13 protein-coding genes are annotated in these 18,450 nt (G+C 64.8%); 1 reads left to right on the forward strand and 12 read right to left on the reverse strand.

Going from position 1 to position 18,450, the window contains the following annotated elements; genetic code table 11:
- Positions 1 to 239: 239 nt before the first annotated feature.
- From ahcY to ACZ1JC_RS21210, 6 genes are all read right to left on the reverse strand, one after another.
- On the reverse strand, positions 240 to 1,655 hold the full coding sequence (ahcY, locus tag ACZ1JC_RS21185) for an adenosylhomocysteinase (RefSeq protein WP_465138288.1): 1,416 nt from the start codon (positions 1,653 to 1,655) through the stop codon (positions 240 to 242).
- A gap of 370 nt (positions 1,656 to 2,025) precedes the next feature.
- A complete protein-coding gene (gene katG / locus ACZ1JC_RS21190) occupies positions 2,026 to 4,218 on the reverse strand; it encodes a catalase/peroxidase HPI (protein ID WP_465138287.1) in 2,193 nt (730 codons plus the stop codon).
- A 778-nt stretch (positions 4,219 to 4,996) separates the two neighbouring features.
- Entirely contained in the window at positions 4,997 to 6,496 is a 1,500-nt protein-coding gene (locus ACZ1JC_RS21195; RefSeq protein ID WP_465138286.1) for an L-lactate permease, read from the reverse strand.
- 3 nt (positions 6,497 to 6,499) lie between these two features.
- Positions 6,500 to 7,510 (reverse strand): 2-hydroxyacid dehydrogenase, encoded by a 1,011-nt coding sequence (locus ACZ1JC_RS21200; protein WP_465138285.1) that lies wholly within the window; start codon positions 7,508 to 7,510, stop codon positions 6,500 to 6,502.
- Between the two features lie 120 nt (positions 7,511 to 7,630).
- The gene (locus tag ACZ1JC_RS21205) at positions 7,631 to 8,602 is read right to left on the reverse strand and encodes a L,D-transpeptidase family protein (RefSeq protein WP_465138524.1); all 972 of its coding nucleotides are present in this window, start codon (positions 8,600 to 8,602) and stop codon (positions 7,631 to 7,633) included.
- A gap of 79 nt (positions 8,603 to 8,681) precedes the next feature.
- Entirely contained in the window at positions 8,682 to 8,945 is a 264-nt protein-coding gene (locus ACZ1JC_RS21210) for a GlsB/YeaQ/YmgE family stress response membrane protein (protein ID WP_465138284.1), read from the reverse strand.
- 360 nt (positions 8,946 to 9,305) lie between these two features.
- On the opposite strand from ACZ1JC_RS21210, the gene ACZ1JC_RS21215 reads away from it, so the two are divergent.
- Entirely contained in the window at positions 9,306 to 11,969 is a 2,664-nt protein-coding gene (locus ACZ1JC_RS21215) for an HAD-IC family P-type ATPase (protein WP_465138283.1), read from the forward strand.
- 4 nt (positions 11,970 to 11,973) lie between these two features.
- On the opposite strand, the gene ACZ1JC_RS21220 is transcribed toward ACZ1JC_RS21215, so the two are convergent.
- From ACZ1JC_RS21220 to ACZ1JC_RS21245, 6 genes are read right to left on the reverse strand one after another with little or no spacing between them, the layout of a single operon-like run.
- On the reverse strand, positions 11,974 to 12,792 hold the full coding sequence (locus ACZ1JC_RS21220) for a universal stress protein (RefSeq protein WP_465138282.1): 819 nt from the start codon (positions 12,790 to 12,792) through the stop codon (positions 11,974 to 11,976).
- Between the two features lie 27 nt (positions 12,793 to 12,819).
- Positions 12,820 to 13,569, reverse strand: a complete 750-nt coding sequence (gene fabI / locus ACZ1JC_RS21225; protein ID WP_465138281.1) for an enoyl-ACP reductase FabI — start codon at positions 13,567 to 13,569, stop codon at positions 12,820 to 12,822.
- A gap of 21 nt (positions 13,570 to 13,590) precedes the next feature.
- Positions 13,591 to 14,799: an ABC transporter permease gene (locus ACZ1JC_RS21230; protein ID WP_465138280.1), complete on the reverse strand. Its 1,209-nt coding sequence runs from the start codon at positions 14,797 to 14,799 to the stop codon at positions 13,591 to 13,593.
- Positions 14,799 to 15,533: an ABC transporter ATP-binding protein gene (locus ACZ1JC_RS21235; RefSeq protein WP_465138279.1), complete on the reverse strand. Its 735-nt coding sequence runs from the start codon at positions 15,531 to 15,533 to the stop codon at positions 14,799 to 14,801. The genes ACZ1JC_RS21230 and ACZ1JC_RS21235 overlap by 1 nt, the downstream gene beginning before the upstream one ends.
- Before the next feature lie 10 nt (positions 15,534 to 15,543).
- Positions 15,544 to 16,872, reverse strand: coding sequence for an efflux RND transporter periplasmic adaptor subunit (locus tag ACZ1JC_RS21240; RefSeq protein ID WP_465138278.1), 1,329 nt, complete (start codon positions 16,870 to 16,872; stop codon positions 15,544 to 15,546).
- A 2-nt stretch (positions 16,873 to 16,874) separates the two neighbouring features.
- Positions 16,875 to 18,350: an efflux transporter outer membrane subunit gene (locus ACZ1JC_RS21245; protein ID WP_465148460.1), complete on the reverse strand. Its 1,476-nt coding sequence runs from the start codon at positions 18,348 to 18,350 to the stop codon at positions 16,875 to 16,877.
- Positions 18,351 to 18,450: the final 100 nt, after the last annotated feature.

Below are 18,450 nucleotides of genomic sequence, written 5' to 3' on the forward strand. Positions count from 1 at the left end.
CCTCTGGCTATGCTGTCCCGGGGCCACAAAGACAATGGGGAGAGTACCGCAGTGCCGGTACTCTCCCCATGTTGTTCGCGGGTTAGGCGTTGTTTGAAAATTCGCCAAAGGCGAATTTTGCGGCACCAGCCCACTCCCCCACCCGACCACCCACGAGTGTATCCTGATGGGTGGTCGGGTGGGGGAGTGGGCTGGTGCCGCATCGGGAATGCCCGGATGGGCATTCCCGACCAAACAAATCAGTAGCGGTAGTGGTCCGGCTTGAACGGACCGGCTTCCGGCACGCCGATGTAGTCGGCCTGCTTCTTCGAAAGCTTGGTGAGCTTCACGCCCAGCTTTTCGAGGTGCAGCGCGGCGACCTTCTCGTCGAGGTGCTTGGGCAGCACGTAGACCTTATTCTCGTACTCGTCGTTCTTGGTGAAGAGTTCGATCTGCGCGAGCGTCTGGTTGGTGAAGCTGGACGACATGACGAAGCTGGGGTGGCCGGTGGCGCAGCCCAGGTTCACCAGACGGCCCTTGGCCAGCACGATGATCTGCTTGCCGTCCGGGAAGGTCACGAGGTCGGTACCGGCCTTCACTTCCTTCCAGTCGTAGTTGTCGAGCGCCGAGATCTGGATCTCGCTGTCGAAGTGGCCGATGTTGCAGACAATCGCCTTGTCCTTCATCGCTTCCATGTGCTCGCCGGTGATGACGGCTTCGTTGCCGGTGGCGGTGACGAAGATGTCGCAGCGCTTCACGGCGTCTTCCATGGTGACGACTTCATAGCCTTCCATGGCGGCCTGAAGGGCGCAGATCGGGTCGATTTCGGTGACCATCACGCGGGCGCCGCCATTGCGGAGCGAAGCGGCCGAACCCTTGCCGACGTCGCCGAACCCGGCAACGCAGGCAACCTTGCCGGCCAGCATCACGTCGGTGGCGCGACGGATCGCGTCGACCAGCGATTCCTTGCAGCCATAGAGGTTGTCGAACTTCGACTTGGTGACCGAATCGTTCACGTTGATCGCGGGGAACGGCAGCTTGCCGTCCTTGGCGAGGTGGTAGAGACGGTGCACGCCGGTGGTGGTCTCTTCCGAAACGCCTTTGATGGCGTTGACGGTGCGTGAGAGGTAGCCCGGCTTCGCCTTGAGGAAGGCGTTGAGCGCGCGGACGAATTCGATTTCCTCGGCGTTCGAGGGTTCGAACAGCGGTTCGCCGGCTTCGACGCGGGCGCCCCAGAGCGCGAACATGGTGGCGTCGCCACCGTCGTCCAGGATCATGTTGCAGGTGAGGTCCGGGTTACCCTCGCTCGACCAGTCGAAGATGCGGCCTACATAGTCCCAGTACTCGGCCAGGCTCTCGCCCTTGATCGCGTACACGGGGATGTCGCGCGCGGCGATGGCAGCGGCGGCGTGGTCCTGCGTGGAGAAGATGTTGCAGGTGGCCCAGCGCACGTCGGCACCGAGAGCGACCAGCGTCTCGATTAGCACGGCGGTCTGGATCGTCATGTGCAGCGAACCGGTGATGCGCGCGCCCTTGAGCGGCTGCGATGCGCCGAATTCCTCGCGCAGCGCCATCAGGCCGGGCATTTCGGTTTCAGCGATGGCGATCTCGGTACGGCCGAAATCGGCGAGCGAGATGTCTGCAATGGCGTAGTCGGGGGCGGTGGTCGTGGCCACGGGCGCGAACTCCTGGAAGTGTTGCCTCTGCGGCCCCCGCACCGGGATGGCGAAGGGTGCCGCGATGGTGCCGTCCCTACCCGTTCGATCCGTCGGACGCAAATATAAAGATATCTTTATATCCGATTTTCAGAAGCGGTGGGCGCGACCATGGCGGGCACGAGAAAGGGGCGGGAGATCGTACTCCCCCGCCCCTTCCCTACTTCGATGAGCTATCTGCCAGAAAATTCGCGGAAGAGCGAATTTCTGGTTCGGCACCGGCCCGCTCCCCCACCCGACCACCCATCAAGGGTACACTCGTGAGTGGTCGGGTGGGGGAGCGGGCCGGTGCCGAACAGGAGAATGCCCCTTGGGGCATTCTCCTGGGCAATTACGCCAGATCGAAGCGATCGGCGTCCATCACCTTCACCCATGCGGCCACGAAGTCGCGCACGAACTTCTGGCCCGCATCGGCGGCGGCATAGACTTCGCTCAGCGCGCGAAGCTGCGAGTTGGAACCGAACACAAGGTCCGTCCGCGTCGCCGTCCACTTCTGCTGGTTGCTGGCACGGTCAGTGCCGACGAAGGTCTCGTCCGCTTGCTCATCCACTTGCTTCCACGCAGTCTTCATGTCGAGCAGGTTGACGAAGAAGTCGTTGGTCAACTGCCCCTCGCGGGTTGTGAATACCCCGTCCTTCGAACCGCCGAAGTTGGCACCCAGCACGCGCAGACCGCCCACCAGCACGGTCATCTGCGGGGCGCTGAGGCCCATCAGTTGCGCGCGGTCCACCAGCAGTTCCTCGGTGGGAACGTTGTAGGGCACCTGGATGTAGTTGCGGAAGCCGTCCACGCGCGGTTCGAGAACGGCGAAGCCGTGCACGTCGGTCTGTTCCTGCGTGGCATCGACGCGGCCCGGCGTGAACGGCACTTCGATGGGGGTGCCGGCATCGGCAGCCGCCTTCTCGATCCCGACACTGCCGCCCAGCACGATCAGGTCGGCGATGGAGACCGACTTGCCGAACCCAGCCTTGATGCCCTCATAGACGCCAAGGACCTTGGCCAGCTTGGCCGGTTCGTTGACTTCCCAGTCCTTCTGCGGGGCCAGACGGATGCGCGCACCATTGGCGCCGCCGCGATGGTCCGACTGGCGGTAGGTCACGGCGGAGGCCCATGCGGTGGACACCAGTTCGGCCACCGAAAGGCCCGAAGCGGCGATCTTCTCCTTCAGCGCGGAGACATCCGCGGCGCCGATTGCGGACCCGTCGGCCTTGGGCAGCGGGTCCTGCCAGATGAAGTCCTCCGCCGGTACATCGGCGCCGAGGTAGCGGGCCTTCGGACCCATGTCGCGGTGGCAGAGCTTGAACCAGGCCTTCGCGAACTGGTCCTCCAGCCACGCCGGTTCGGCGCGGAAGCGTTCCAGGATCTTGCGGTATTCGGGGTCTGCCTTGAACGCCATGTCGGCCGTGGTCATCAAGGTCGGCAGGCGCCGGTCGGGACTGTGCGCGCCGGGCGCCATGTCTTCCGGCTTCTGGTTCACCGGCTGCCATTGCTGCGCGCCGGCGGGGCTGTGCACGAGTTCGTACTCGTAATCGAGCAGCATGTGCAGGAAGCCCATGTCCCACTGGGTAGGCGTGGGCGTCCAGGCGCCTTCAAGGCCGGAGGTGATCGTGTGATCGCCAAATCCGCTTTCATGCCCGCTCAGCCAGCCGAGCCCTTGCTGCGCAATATCGGCGCCCTCCGGCTCAAGGCCGACCTTGGCGGCATCGCCCGCACCGTGGCACTTGCCGAACGTGTGCCCGCCCACGGTGAGCGCCGCCGTCTCGACATCGTCCATGCCCATGCGGGCGAACGTCTCGCGCACATCGCGCGCCGAGCCGAGCGGATCGGCATTGCCGCCGGGGCCTTCGGGATTGACGTAGATCAGGCCCATCTGGATCGCCGCCAGCGGGTTTTCGAGCACCATTTCCTTGTCCGGCTGGATGCGCGTTTCGGCGCCCTGGCCCACCCATTGCTCTTCGGTGCCCCAATAGACGGCGATCTCCGGCTCGTAGACGTCCTCACGTCCGCCGCCGAAGCCCAGCACCGGCGCGCCCATCGATTCGAAGGCGACATTGCCGGCCAGGATCATCAGATCCGCCCAGGAAAGCTTGGCGCCGTACTTCTGCTTCACCGGCCAGAGCAGGCGGCGCGCCTTGTCCAGATTGGCGTTATCCGGCCAGGAATTGAGCGGAGCGAAGCGCTGATCGCCCTGCCCGGCCCCGCCGCGCCCGTCACCGATGCGATAGGTGCCGGCGCTGTGCCAGGCCATGCGGATCAGGAACGGGCCATAGTGCCCGTAATCCGCCGGCCACCACGGCTGGCTGTCGGTCATCAGCGCAGTAAGATCTGCCTTTACCGCGGCAAGATCGAGCGACTTGAAGGCGGTGGCATAATCGAAATCCGGATCCATCGGGCTGGGATTGGTGCCGCCCTGCTGCAGGATGTCGAGGCTGAGCTGGTTGGGCCACCAGTCACGATTGGTACGTCCGAGGAGCGATCGCACGGGTTCGCCGTGCATCGGGCAGCCACTGGTCTTCGCGTCCATGGATTTTCTCCTTGTTGGTTCCTCTTCCCGGCTGCCTTTTTTGATCCTCTTTCGGGCTTCTGGGGGGCTCACGTCATGGAATAGCCGGAGGCACGCAGACGTTTACGGATGCCGTGGAGACTTGTCGGAACAATGGCCGGAACAAGAGACCGAAGCCGCCGGAATCGCCTGTCGATTGCGGGACATTGCCAGAATCCGCGATGCGATCAAAGGCCGCATTGTACTGACCTTCATGCAAAATTCCGATCATCAATCGAGACGGATCAGATGAGGGAAACTATTGCAGACGTGCGCGACTTGCCGATGACACAATGCCCATCAACTCGACTTGCGCAAAACACATTCCATCGCCGCGAAAACAGAACGCAAAAGGAAAAGGCGGGGTATTTTCCGCCTCCTGTCGCACTCGGTGGTAACTTGAGACAGGAGGCGGAAAATGACGTCCTCATGATCGGATCACTTCCGGATCTGAGGACGCACTCCCTTGCGGGCAGGCGTTCAGGGGCCTGCCGCGAAACTTTCGGAAGAGACCGCCAGCGCCCTGAGCACCCTGTCGCCGCCAATTATTACGCGGATAAGACAATCATCGCCACGATCAAGTCAAGCGCATTTAAAAACTGTTGAATAAAGTGGATGCGATTTCGCAAGAACGTGGTTTACGTCACGTAAAGTAAAACAAGCCAAGTGAGCTCTGAAAATCGCTGTCGGAAAGTTCCGCGAGAAGTAAGGGGCTGTTTGAAAAATGCCCGAAAGGGCATTTTGAGGCGGCACCGGCCCTCTAAGGCAGCACGACCTGCAGCAGCAGCAACAGGGCGCCTGCAGCCGCCGCGTAAGCAAGGCAGATCGGCACCGTGCGCGAGAGCGTTTCCCCCTCCCGCCCCACCAGTCCCACCGTCGCGGTACCGGCCACGATGTTGTGCGGCGCCATGATGTTGCCGATCGCGGAACCCACGCTTTGCCCCGCCAGCGCCAGCCCATGCGGCAGGCGAACCGCATCGGCGGCGGCAACCTGGAAGTTCGCGAAGATGATGTTCGATGCCGTTCCCGACCCGGTGACGAACGATCCCAACGCGCCCACCAACGGCACCGCCAGTGGCCATAGCCGCCCGAACAGCGTGGTCGCCCCCAGCGCGAGGGCTTCGATCAGCCCCCCATGCACCATGAAGCGCGCCAACGTCAGCACCGCCAGGAGCGCGATGGCCACCTGCGGCAACCGGCGCGCCGCCGCTACCATCGATGCCCCCACCACGCGCGGCGGGCTGCGGTGTACCGCCACCGTCACCACGAAGGCGGCGAACAGCATGGTGCCGGGGTGATAGAACGGCAGCATCACGTCTCCAAAGCCGGTTCCGTACGTCCATTCCAGCCGATGCGCGCGCAAGGCGGTTCGCAGCGGATCGATCAGCCGGCTGGCGAGGATCAGCAGCACCAGCACGACATAAGGCAGACCGGCAAGCAGGATCGCCTTCCCGCCGGGGCCGGGCCGGGTCGAGGCGGATGGACCGCGCCGCAGCCAGGCTGCGAACAGCGCCCCGCCCAGCAACGCTCCACCAAGCGTCGGCAATTCCGCCCCGGTCAGCGCCGCGATCAGGGCCGCTGCGCCGAAAAAGCAAACCGCCGCCGCCAGTGCGAGACGGCGCGCCCGGGTGGGCACAGCGGCACCGCCGGCCACATCAACCGTTGCATAGCGGACGACGAACAGCGTCATCGTCCAGCCCAGGCAGGCGTGCAGCAGCAGGATTTCCAGAGACAGACGCCGCTCATCCATGATCGCCGCTTCCAGCAGCGGCACCATCGGCGCGCCCACGGCCCCGAACGATACCCCCACCACATGCCCCAGCAGCGCCATCAGCACGGCGCGCGAAGCCGGAATGCCCAGCGCCACCAGCATCGGTGCCACAATCGCAATCGGCGTGCCGAAGCCCGAAGCGCCCTCCAGGAACATCGTGAAAAACCACGCCAGCAGCAGCGCCGTCGCCGCCGGATCTTCGGAGATCGAGGAAAGCCACTCCCCGATCACCACGGTTGCGCCCACGCGCGTCTGGAATTCGTGGATCGAAAGTGCAGGAAAAATGATCCAGAGGATGGTCGCCGCAGTGAATGCAGCCTCCAGGATCGGCCCGGCCAGGTCTGCCGGCGTCTCTCCGAACTGGAAGATCACCACGGCTACCACGGCGGCCGTCACTGCCGAAAACGTGCCCGCCGTTGCTGCCGACCAACGCAGCCCGATCATCAGGACCACAAGCACAAGGATGGGGAGAAGCGCGAACCCCGCCACGGGTCAGCCCCGACGTTCGACCTGGACCGGGTAGAGCGGTACGCCGTCATCCTCGAAAGCGCTGACGTTGGCGATGGTGGTGCCGGCGATGGCGGACATCGCCTCCCGCGTGAAGAAGCCCTGATGGCCGGTGATGAGCACATTGGGAAAAGTCATCAGGCGTACGAAGACGTCGTCGCGGATCACCTGTTCGGACAAGTCCTCGAAGAACAGGTCCTCCTCTTCCTCATAGACGTCCAGCCCGACGTAACCGATCCGCCCGCTCTTCAGGCCGGAGATCACCGCGCGAGCATCCATCACCGCGCCGCGGCTGGTGTTGATCAGCATCACCCCGTGCTTCATCCGGCCGATCGCCGCGCGGTCGATCAGATGGCGCGTTTCGGGGGTGAGCGGGCAGTGCAAGGTGATGATGTCGCACGAAGCCATCAGATCCTCCACCGAAACGTAGCGACCACCGATCGCCGTCAGTTCCGGGGTTTCGAACGGATCGCTGGCCAGCACCTCGCACCCGAAGCCTTTGAGGATGCGCGCCACGTTGATCCCGATCTTGCCGGTGCCGATCACGCCTGCCACCTTGCCCTTCAGATCGAAGCCCAGCAGGCCTTCCAGCGCGAAATTGCCTTCGCGCACGCGGGCATAGGCCTTGTGGATCTTGCGGTTGAGGCACAGGATCAGGGCCACCGCATGTTCGGCGATGGCGTCGGGCGAATAGGCCGGCACGCGGCCGATCTGCAGCCCCAGATCGCGCGCCGCCTCCAGATCGACGTTGTTGAAGCCGGCGCTGCGCAGCGCGATCAGGCGCGTGCCCTGCCCGGCCAGGATTTCCAGTTCCTCCCGCCCCAGATGGTCGTTCACGAAGGCACAGACGCAATCGTGATCGCGCGCGAGATTGGCGGTGGTGGCGTTCAGACGGGATTCGTACCACGAAAAGCGATGCCGTCCGCCGGCCTGCTCATTGGCCAGATCCAGGAATTCACGATCGTAGGGGCGCGTGCTGAAAACGGCGATCTTCACGCAAGTTCTCCTGAAGTAATGGAGATTTCCAAAGGAGCAGCACCTGACCTGACAAACCAAAGCCCCGCTGTCGGCCCCCATCTGGGCTGCCGTCGACGATATGTGCTGCGGGTGGGACGATCAGAGAGTGGGCTGCACCGCGTCGATCACCGTCAAGTGTTCCAGAGGACCGGAACCGACGCGCGAATCGGTGACGAGGATCGTCGCCCCAGGCTGAATGGCCGCCTTCACCTTGTCATAGAACCCGCGCGGCAGGCGCAGGCGATTGAGCACGGCCTCGTCCACCGCATGCCCATCGTCCTCCGCATGGCCCGGCAGGCCGACATAGACCCATTCCGGCTTGCCGTTGCGGCTGACCAAAGTGATGACGTGGCTGCCATGATCCTTGTCGTCGATGTCGGCAATGCTGCGGCCGATTTCGGTGCCGCCGCGCAGCACCACCACGCGCTGGTCAAGCTTGGAGACGATGATCGACAATGGGCCCTGCGCCTGCAGTTCGGGCTGCCAGCGATATTGCTGGCCGTCCGACAGCGGCTTGTGCTCCGTAGGGCGACCGCGATTGTCGAACGGGGTCAGCAGGCTGTTTTCGCTGGTGCGCATGTGGGTGGCGGCATCGCCCTCCACCACCACGGTGACGCCCAGCTTGGTGATCGTGAATAGTTCGCGCGCAAAGCCATAAGGCAGGTGCACGCAGCCATGGCTTTCGGGATAGCCCGGAAGCCCGCCGGCATGGAGCGCCACGCCGTCCCACGTCAGCCGCTGCTGATAGGGCATGGCGGCATTGTTGTATTTGCTGGACCGGTGCTGCGCATCCTTCTGCAGGATGGTGAACACGCCGGTGGGCGTTTCATGCCCGTCCTTCCCGCTGGACACGGTGGTGGCCGCGATGCGCACGCCATTGCGGTAGACCAGTGCGATCTGCTTCGAAAGATCGACGTAGACCAGCACCGGCCCGCTGGGCGAGACAGTGGGCGCCCATACCCATTCACCGGGCTTCAGGCCATCGATCCGCCGCGCGAATTCCGCGGGCGAGGTTGCCTTGGCGCCTTGCGCGAAGCCAGTATTCGTCCAGCACGTTGCGGCCAACACCATTGACGCGCCCAGCGCCCAACCCATTCCTGACTTCATCCGGTCCTCTGCAAATTGCCCCTGGTACTGGCCGCGCGTTTAGTCAGCGCACGTTGCCGCGCTGGATCAGATTGACGATGCCCAGCAGCACGACCGCGCCGATGAAGGCGATGATCAGTCCGGTTATCGAGAACCGCTGAACCGTACCGCCCATACCGAAGAAGCCGGCGATGAAATTGCCGATCACCGAACCCACGCAGCCGACGACGATGTTCCAGATGATGCCCATCGAAGCGTCACGGTTCATGACAAGGCTGGCAAGCCAGCCGGCAACGCCGCCCACGATCAACGCGATAATCCAGCCCATGCCTACCTCCTGACATCATCCGGCCGACCAAGACCACCCCGGGCGCACCGAAAGTCCTGAAATACGAAAGAACATCGAACTGAGAGAGTATATGCGGCGGGCAGACTGCGCTTTGAACTTGCAATCGTCAATCGATACTGCGCATTTTCACCTGGTTCCCACCCATCTTGTCTGGATCGCGACAACCGATTGATCGCATTTCAGTTCCGCGGACAGCGCTGTATCCGTTCAGCCACTGCTCTGCCTTGCCGACGAACGCAGCGTTATCTTGCCTTCGTCACAGTCCGATGCCAGAAATTTCATGCGATTAGGCCTGACTGACAGGCGTTCGGCTACCGCTTCCGCCCCCGGGGAGGTTCGATGCAGACTGACACGCTTCGCGACTGGCATTCCCTCGATACCGGCGACGTGCTCGCCGCGCTGGACACCGGCACGGATGGCCTGAGCGAAGCGGAGGCCGCCAGCCGCCTTGCCACCTTCGGCGCCAATTCGCTGCCCTCTTCGCGCGGGCGAAATCCGGTGCTGCGCTTCCTTTCCCAGTTCAACAATGCGCTGATCTATTTTCTGCTGGCCGCTGCGATAGCAGCCTTGCTGTTGCAGCACGCGGTAGATGCGCTGGTCATCGTGGCCGTGGTGGTGGTCAACGCGGCCGTCGGCTTCGTTCAGGAGGGCCGCGCCGAAAAGGCGCTTAGCGGCATGGAAAGCCTGATTTCCGACAATGCCCATGTGGTGCGCGAAGGCATCCGCGAAAACGTGGACGCGGCAACGCTGGTGCCCGGCGATCTGGTTATGCTCGATGCGGGGGACCGCGTGCCGGCGGACTTGCGCCTGATCCGCGTGCGCGGGCTGGCTGTGGAGGAAGCGGCGCTGACCGGCGAATCCGTGGCTGCCGAAAAAAGCGAAGCCCCTGTCGAGGCCGCAGCCCCGCTCGCCGATCGTACGGCGATGGCCTATTCAGGCACTCTGGTCGCGCGGGGGCAGGCGACCGGGGCGGTGGTCGCCACTGGATCGCGCACGGAAATCGGGCGTATCAGCACCCTCCTCCGGGCGGTGCCCGAACTGGTCACGCCGCTGCTGCACCAGATCGACCGGTTCGGCAACCGGCTGACACTGGCAATCCTTCTGGCCAGCATCGCCCTGTTCGCCTTCGCCGTGCAGATCCGCGAATTCGATTGGGTGGATGCACTGATCGCGGTCGTCGCACTGGCTGTCGGCGCGATTCCGGAAGGCTTGCCGGCGGTCATCACCATCACGCTGGCCATCGGCGTGCAGCGCATGGCAGCCCGCAAGGCGGTGATCCGCAAGCTGCCCGCCGTGGAGACGCTGGGCGCCACTTCGGTGATCTGTACCGACAAGACCGGCACACTGACCCGCAACGAGATGATGGTGACGCGGATCTTCGCGGGACGGCAGGAACTGAGGGTGGAGGGTAGCGGCTATCTGCCCGAAGGCGCTATCTCCTCACCCGATGGAAAGGCCGATGTCGCCGCCGACATCGTGCAATGCGGCGCGCTTTGCAACGATGCGCACCTGCGGCTCGTCGATGGCAGTTGGACCGTCACCGGCGATCCCATGGAAGGCGCACTGATCGCACTCGCCCGCAAGGCGGGGATCGACGATGACGGACTGCGCCGCGAATGGCGCCGGATCGACGAGATTCCCTTCGACGCCAGCTATCGGCTGATGGCCACGCTGTGCCGGAACAGCGCCGGGCGCACTTGCGCCTTCGTGAAAGGCGCTCCCGAAGCGGTGCTGGCATTGGGCGGCAGCGCACAGGAAGCCGAGGCCTGGGACATAGCCATCGCCCGCGCCGCCAACGAGGGAGAGCGGGTTCTGGGCTTCGCCCTGCGCGAATTGCCCGAAGGCACCGAGCGGCTGGACTTCTCCCTGCTGCAAGGCGCGACGATGCTGGGCCTGATGGGCTTCATCGATCCCCCGCGCGAAGAAGCGCGGCTGGCCATCGCGGAATGTCGCTCCGCCGGGATCGCGGTGAAGATGATCACCGGCGATCATGCGGGAACCGCGCTGGCCATCGCCCGCCAGCTCGATCTGGCGGACGATCCCCAGGCCCTGACCGGTGCGCAAGTGGAGAGCATGAGCGACGAGGACCTGGCGGACGCCGTGCCCCACATCGCCGTCTTCGCCCGCGCCAGCCCCGAACACAAGCTGCGCATCGTGCGCGCCCAGCAATCGCGTGGGGCGATCGTCGCCATGACCGGCGACGGCGTGAACGATGCGCCTTCGCTGAAGCAGGCCGACGTCGGCACTGCCATGGGCCTCACCGGCACGCAGGCCGCGCGGGAAGCGGCGGAGATGGTGCTGTTGGACGACAACTTCGCCTCCATCGTCGCCGCCGTGCGCGAAGGGCGCACCGTCTATGACAACATTCGCAAGGTGATCGCCTGGACCCTGCCCACCAACGGCGGCGTCGCCATCGCGGTGGTGCTGGGCATTCTGGCCGGCTTCACCCTGCCGATGACGGCCACGCAAATCCTGTGGATCAACCTGGTCACCACCGTGACGCTGGGGCTGGTGCTGGCTTTCGAACCGGCCGAGCCGGGGATCATGGAGCGCCCGCCCCGCAGCCGCGACGCATCGCTGCTTTCCAGCTTCCTGCTCTGGCGCGTAGTGCTGGTTTCGACCGTATTTGCCGCTGCCGTACTCTGCGTGTTCTTCGGTGCACAGCGGCTGGGCGATTCCGTCCAGACCGCCCGGACCACGGTGGTGAACATGCTGGTGATCGCCCAGATCGCCTACCTGTTCAACGTGCGCTACATGCACATGCGCTCGCTCTCGCTGGAAGGCATCCACGGAACGCGCGTGGTGCTGATCGCCATCGCTTGCGCTGTAATTGCACAACTGGCCTTCACGTACGCACCGCCGATGCAGGAGATATTCGATACCACGCCGGTCTCGATCCGCGACGGCGCGGCCCTGATTGCCATGGGCGTCGCGCTGTTCTTCCTGCTGGAGGGCGAGAAGGCGCTGATGCGCAAACTCGGCTGGTTCGAGGAATTGAATTAGGACCTCAATCCGGCAGGCGCACCATCAGCGTGTCCGGCCTGATCCACGAGAGCAGCGAGGATGCCCGGCTGCCCCCGGTGACCCGGCGCAAGCCGCCGCCGCCCTGCGTGCCCAGTACGACAAGATCGGCATCCCAATCGTCTATCGCCTGCCCCACCGCGCTTTCCGGCTCGCCGCTGGCGAGTGTGCTTTCGATGCGGCCCGGCGCCACTTCGGCGAATTCGGAAGCGGCCAGGAATTCCGCCATGCCGCCCTCGGCCCGTGCCAGCGTTTCCTCGCGCACATGATCGGCCACGCCCCAGCCTTCGAAACCGACATGGAAGACGTGAACCACGCGGATCGCGGCCTCGGGAAACAGCCGCGCCGCCGCCACGATCGCGGCCTTTGAGGCCGGAGAGAAGTCGGTGGGCACCAGAATGCGGCGATAGAGGCGGCGCGGACGCTGCTTGACCACCAGCACCGGCACTTCGGCATGGCGGATCAGGTAATCGACGGCGGTGCCCAGAAAATAGTCCGAAATCTGGTTGAACCGCGCCACTCCGGCAACGATCAGCGCCGCGCCGCGATCTTTGGCGACAGCGGCGATCGTGCCCGGCGGCGAGCCTTCGGGGATCAGCACTTCGGCCCCTTCGCTGCCTTCCGGCAATGTCTCGCGCACGCGGTTCTTGAGTGCCAGTTCGGGCATGCCATCGTGCCCTTCGGCCTTGCGGACGTGGATGACCTCCACCGCCATGCCCAGATCGCGGCCCAGTTCGAAAGCGCGATCCACGGCGCGGTCGCTGCGGGCGCTCAGATCTGTGGCGACCAGTATCGAGGATTTCATCGCACCAAATTCTCCCGCCGAAACAGCCTACCCGCCGACTGCGTTATAACCGCTGTCCACATAGATGGTCTGCCCGGTGACGAACCGGGCCTTGGGGCCGAGCAGGAAGGCCGCCATGTGGCCGATCTGCTCAATCGTCACCAACTGGTGCAGCGGCGCCTTGTCCGAGGCAAGGCGGATCAGTTCGTCCAGATGCGAAAGGCCGGAGGCGGCGCGGGTGCGCACCGGCCCCGTGGAAAGCGCGTTCACGCGGATGCCTTGCGCGCCCAGTTCCTCCGCCAGATAGCGCACGCTGGATTCCAGCGCGGCCTTGACCGGGCCCATCAGCCCGTAACCCGGCACGACTTTTTCGGAGCCGTAGAAGCTCATCGTCAGGATCGAACCGCCCTCCCGCATCAGCGGCTCCGCATGGCGTGCAAGGCGGATCAGCGAGTGGCAGGACACGTCCATGGCCATGCAGAAGCCTTCCGCCGAACTGTCCACCACCCGGCCATGCAGGTCCTCCTTGGGCGCGAAAGCGATGGAGTGGAGCAGGAAGTCCAACCCGCCCCAACGCTGCGCGATTTCCGCGAAGAGCGCGGCGGTCTGCTCCGGATCGGTAACGTCGAGCGGGAGGAAGATCGGCGCCTCCAGTTCCTGCGCCAGCGGCTCTACGAAGCGGCGCGCCTTCTCGTTCTGATAGGTGATCGCCAGTTCGGCCCCGGCCGCGCGCAACGCCTCTGCGCAGCCCCATGCCAGCGACTGGTCGTTCGCCATGCCCACGATCAGTCCGCGCATATACCGCCTCCTTCGCTAGGCCTATTCGTGACGAAGCGCATCGATGGGGTTGAGGCTCGCCGCGCGGCGGGCCGGGAAATAGCCGAAGATCACGCCGATCGCCGCCGAAACCAGAAAAGCGCCGATGTTGACGCCGGGATCGAATATCCACGGCACGCTCATCAATGGCACCGCCACCGCCACCACCAGTTGCGCCAGCACCAGTCCGATCAGCCCGCCAAGGCAGGACAGCACGATGGCCTCCACCAGGAACTGCAGCAGCACCTCGCTCGCCACCGCGCCGATGGCGAGGCGGATGCCGATCTCGCGCGTGCGCTCCGTTACCGAGACGAGCATGATGTTCATGATGCCGATCCCGCCCACCACAAGGCTGATCGCCGCCACCGCCGCAACGATGCTGGTCAGCATCGAGGTGGTCTGCGTCAGCGTGTCGGAAATCTGCTTGGTGTCGAAGATGTTGAAATCATCTTCCTTGCCGGCCGTGATCCGGCGGCGTTCGCGCAGCAGGTTGGTCAGCGTGGACTGCACCTGCTCGCTGGAATAATCGTCATCCACGCCGACAAGGATGGTGCGGATCGTGGTCGTGCCCAGAAACCGCCGCTGCACCGTCTTCAGCGGCATGATCACGGTATCGTCCTGATCGCCGCCGAAACCGGCCTGCCCCTTGGTGCTGAGCAGCGCGATGACATCGCAGCTGACGTCGCCCATGCGGAACCGCTTGCCCACCGGATCGGCATTGCCGAACAGGTTCTTCGACACGGTGGAACCGATGATGCAGACGGCCTTGCCGGCGGTTTCCTCATCCTCCGAGAACAGGCGCCCTTCCTTGAGCGGCCAGGGCTGGATCTTGAAGTAGTCCGACGTGGTGCCGTTGATCGTGGTGGACCAGTTGGCGCCTTCGTAGATCGCCGTCGCGCTGGAGGAAACCGATGGCGCCACCGCGGTCACCCCGCCCACCTGCTGGCGGATGGCGATAATGTCGGAAAGTTCGAAATCGCGCGGCGTGGCCCCGCCGCCGCCGCGGCCGAAGCCCTGTCCGGGGCGCACCTGCAGGATATTGGTGCCCAGTGCGGCGATCTGCTGCGTCACCGCAGCCGTCGTCGCCTTACCCAGCGTCACCATGGAGACCACGGCCGCCACGCCGATGACGATGCCCAGCATCGTCAGCAACGAACGCAGCACATGGCGGCGAATGGAACGCAGGGCGAGAAGGAAGATCGTGCCCAGCATCAGCCCGTCACTCCGCTCTCGGCCCCGTTTGCCGCGGCATTGCCTTGATCGATCCGGTCGATCAGCCCGTCCTTGAAGTGGACGATCCGCCGCGCATATTCGGCCATGTCCGGCTCGTGCGTCACCATCAGGACAGTGATCGCGGAATCGCGGTTGAGCGTGGTGAGGAACTCCATGATCTCAACCGAACGCTGACTGTCCAGGTTGCCGGTCGGCTCGTCCGCCAGCAGCACTTCGGGATTGGTGACGATGGCACGCGCAATCGCCACGCGCTGCTGCTGTCCGCCGGAAAGCTCGCCCGGCGTGTGGCCTGCCCAATCGGCAAGGCCGACCCGGTCCAGCGCTTCCAGCGCCATCCGGCGGCGGTCGTGCTTGGCATCGCCGCGATAGAGCAGCGGAAGCTCCACGTTCTCCAGCGCGGACGTCCGCGCCAGCAGGTTAAAGCCCTGAAACACGAAGCCCAAATGCTTGCGCCGCAGCAATGCGCGCTGATCGCGATCCAGCGTTTCCACATGGTGGCCGTGGAACAGGTATTGCCCCCCGCTGGCGACATCCAGACAGCCGAGGATGTTCATCATCGTCGACTTGCCGGAGCCGGAAGGCCCCATGATGGCCACGAAATCGCCGCCCGCAATGTCCAGATCCACGCCCTTCAGCGCGCGGAACGCGGTCTCTCCGGTGCCGAACACCTTGGTGATCCCGCGCAGGGAGATGATCGGCCCGATTTCGGCCATCGTTCCGGCCTCAGCTTCCGGCCGAGGCGAGCTGGCCGGTGATGACCTGCATTCCCGGCTTCAGGTCGCCGCCGGTCACTTCGGTCTGCTGGCCATTGGTCGATCCGGTCACGATCTCGATCGCCTGCGGCTTGCCATCCGCGCCCAGCACGTAGATCGTGCGGCGCGATCCGCGTTCCAGCGTCGCGCTCTTGGTCGTGGCCTGACCGCCGCGCCGGGGCGGACGGAACCCGATCGCGGACGTAACGCCGCCTCCGGACTTCTTGGCCGTGCCGCCGGAATCAGGCGCATAGGACAGCGCGGCGTTGGGGATCAGCAACACGTCACTCTTGTCCGAAGTCACGATCTCCGCCGTCGCGGTCATGCCGGGACGCAGACGCAAGTCCTCGTTGGCGACCGAAAGGTCGGCCGCGTAGGACACCACTTGCCCGCTGGTGCTGGTCGTCGTCGATGAACTGGAAGACGTCGCCGAAGACACCGTCTGGTTCGAACCGATCTCCACGCGGGTGATCTTCGCCGGGAATGTCTGGCCGGGGAAGGCATCGACCGTGAAGTTCGCAGCCTGCCCCTGCTTCACCGTGCCCACATCCGCCTCGTCGATGGCGACTTCCAGCTTCATCTTGCTGAGATCCTCGGCAATTACGAAGAGCGTCGGCGTGTTGAACGAAGATGCCACGGTCTGGCCAGGATCGACTTCGCGCGCGAGCACCACGCCGGACACTGGCGAGACGATCATTGCACGCGAACGCTGCGTCTGGCTCTGCGCCAAAGTCGCGCGGGCCGCCTCGACATTTGCCTCCGCCGTCTTCACCGCCGCCTGCGCACGCTGCACGTCGGCGCGGCCGGTCTGCAGCTCGGTCTTCGACGGCACCTTGCCGCCCGAAAGCCGCGCCACTTCCTCAAGCCGGGCCAATTGCGCCTGCGATTCCGCCAGCGTCGCCTTTGCCTGCGCAACTTGCGCCTGATTGGCGTTCATCTGCGCGGTGTACTGGCGGATCTGGTCCTCGATCTGTTCGGGATCGATTTCGGCCAGAACCTGCCCTTTCTCCACCCGGTCGTTCACGTCGACCAGCACCTTGACCACAAGGCCGGAAAGCTGGGAGCCCACCGTCACCTGATTGGTCGGCGCCAGCTTGCCCGTGGCGGACACCGTGGTGACAAGTTTGCCCTTCTCCGCCTTAGTGGTGGCATAGCTGGCCTTCTCACCACCGCCGAAGCATTGCGAGATCACCAGCGTCAGCACGATCACCAGCGCCAGCGCCGCCCACGCGACCCACTTGCGCTGCCAGATCGGGCGCTTGTCCGCGCCGAGGAATTCGTCGAGGCTCCGGTCGGCCATGCTCAGTTCGTTCCCTCTGGCTTTTTGGCAAGCGCGGTATAGTCGGCGGTCGGATCCCAGCCGCCGCCCAGCGCGTTGTAGAGCGAGATCACCGCGGTCGCCCGGTCGGCATGGGCCTGAACCAGCCCGTTGCGCGCAGAAACCAGCGCCGCTTCCTGCGTATTCAGCGTCGTAAAGTCGGTCAGGCCGGATCGGTACTGCATCCGGGCCAGCAGCGCGGAATTGTTCGACGCATCCAGCGCTTCTGCGAATTGCGTCTCTCGCGCCTCGGCGCTCTGAAGTGCGACGACGGCGTTCTCCACATCCTCCAACGCGGTCAGCACGGAGGACTTGTAGGCCGCGAACGCCCCGTCAGCCGCCGCACGGCTGGATCGGACCTGTGCGTTGAGACGCCCGGCGTTGAAGATCGCCTGACTGATCCCGCCGAACAGGCCGCCGGTGATCGTTTCGAACAATCCGCCGACGCTGGCGGCATTGGTATCGATCGAGGCCGAGATGTTGAACTGTGGGTAGAGCTGCGCCTTGGCGACGCCGATCTGCGCGGTGGTGGCGGCAAGGTTCCGCTCTGCCGAGCGCACATCGGGCCGCTGGCGCAGGACATTGGCGGGAATGCCCGCACTCAGATCGCGTGGGCCTTCGGGAATCGGTTGCGGTGCCTCAAGCAGCGAGCGCAGCGCGCCGGGCGCCTGCCCGGTCAAGACGCCGATCCGCGCGACGGCAGCCGCATATTGCTGCTCATACTGCGGGATCGTCGCCGCCGTCTGCGCGCGGCTGGCGCGGGCCTGCTGCTCATCGAGCGAAGAGACGAGGCCCGCCATCACGCGCCAGCGCGCGATCTGCAGGTTCTCGTCCTGAATGGACAGGCTGGCGCGCGCATTGTCCAGCTGGGCCTGATAGCCGCGCACCAGAATGTAGTTGCGCGCCACTTCGCTCTCCACCGAGAGCAGCGTGGTGGCGTAATCGAAGCCGGATCCTTCGAACTGCGCCTTGCTGGCTTCCACCTGCCGGCGATTGCCGCCGAACAGATCGAGCTGGTAGCTGGCGTCCGCGCCCATGGAAAAGCTGGTGCTGCCGCCGCTGCCGGCCACGACCACGGTGCCGTCCGGCTGGGTCAGCGTCGTTCCGCCGCCTTTCAGCGGCTCCGTCCGGTTGATGCTGCCCGATGCGGAGACCGAAGGGAACAGCGCCGCGCGGCTGATCACCAGCGATTCACGCGCCTGCCGCAGCCGCGCCTGCGCCTGCGCCAGATCGAGGTTGGACGCCGCGGCCTGATCCACAAGCTGGGTCAGCACCGGATCGTCGAACGTCTGCCACCAGCGCGTCAGGTCCGCCGTCGCCGGGGCAGCGGTGACCGACCATTGATCGGGCACGCCCAGTTCGGCTGCGCTCTTGGGGGCATAGTTCGGCCCCACCGCACATCCGGCGAGAAAACAGAAGGCCAGCGGAAGCGGAAGGCTTCGGACGATTGCGGCTCGCAAGTTCGCGGGACTCCATCAGTCCTTCGGGGGAGGCGCGAAGATGTCCCCGTTTTGCCTTTCAGGTCAAGGCGAAAGGCCGGGAATAATTGTTGCAACGTGT

Source organism: Sphingomonas sp. BL-S-28 (assembly GCF_055521515.1).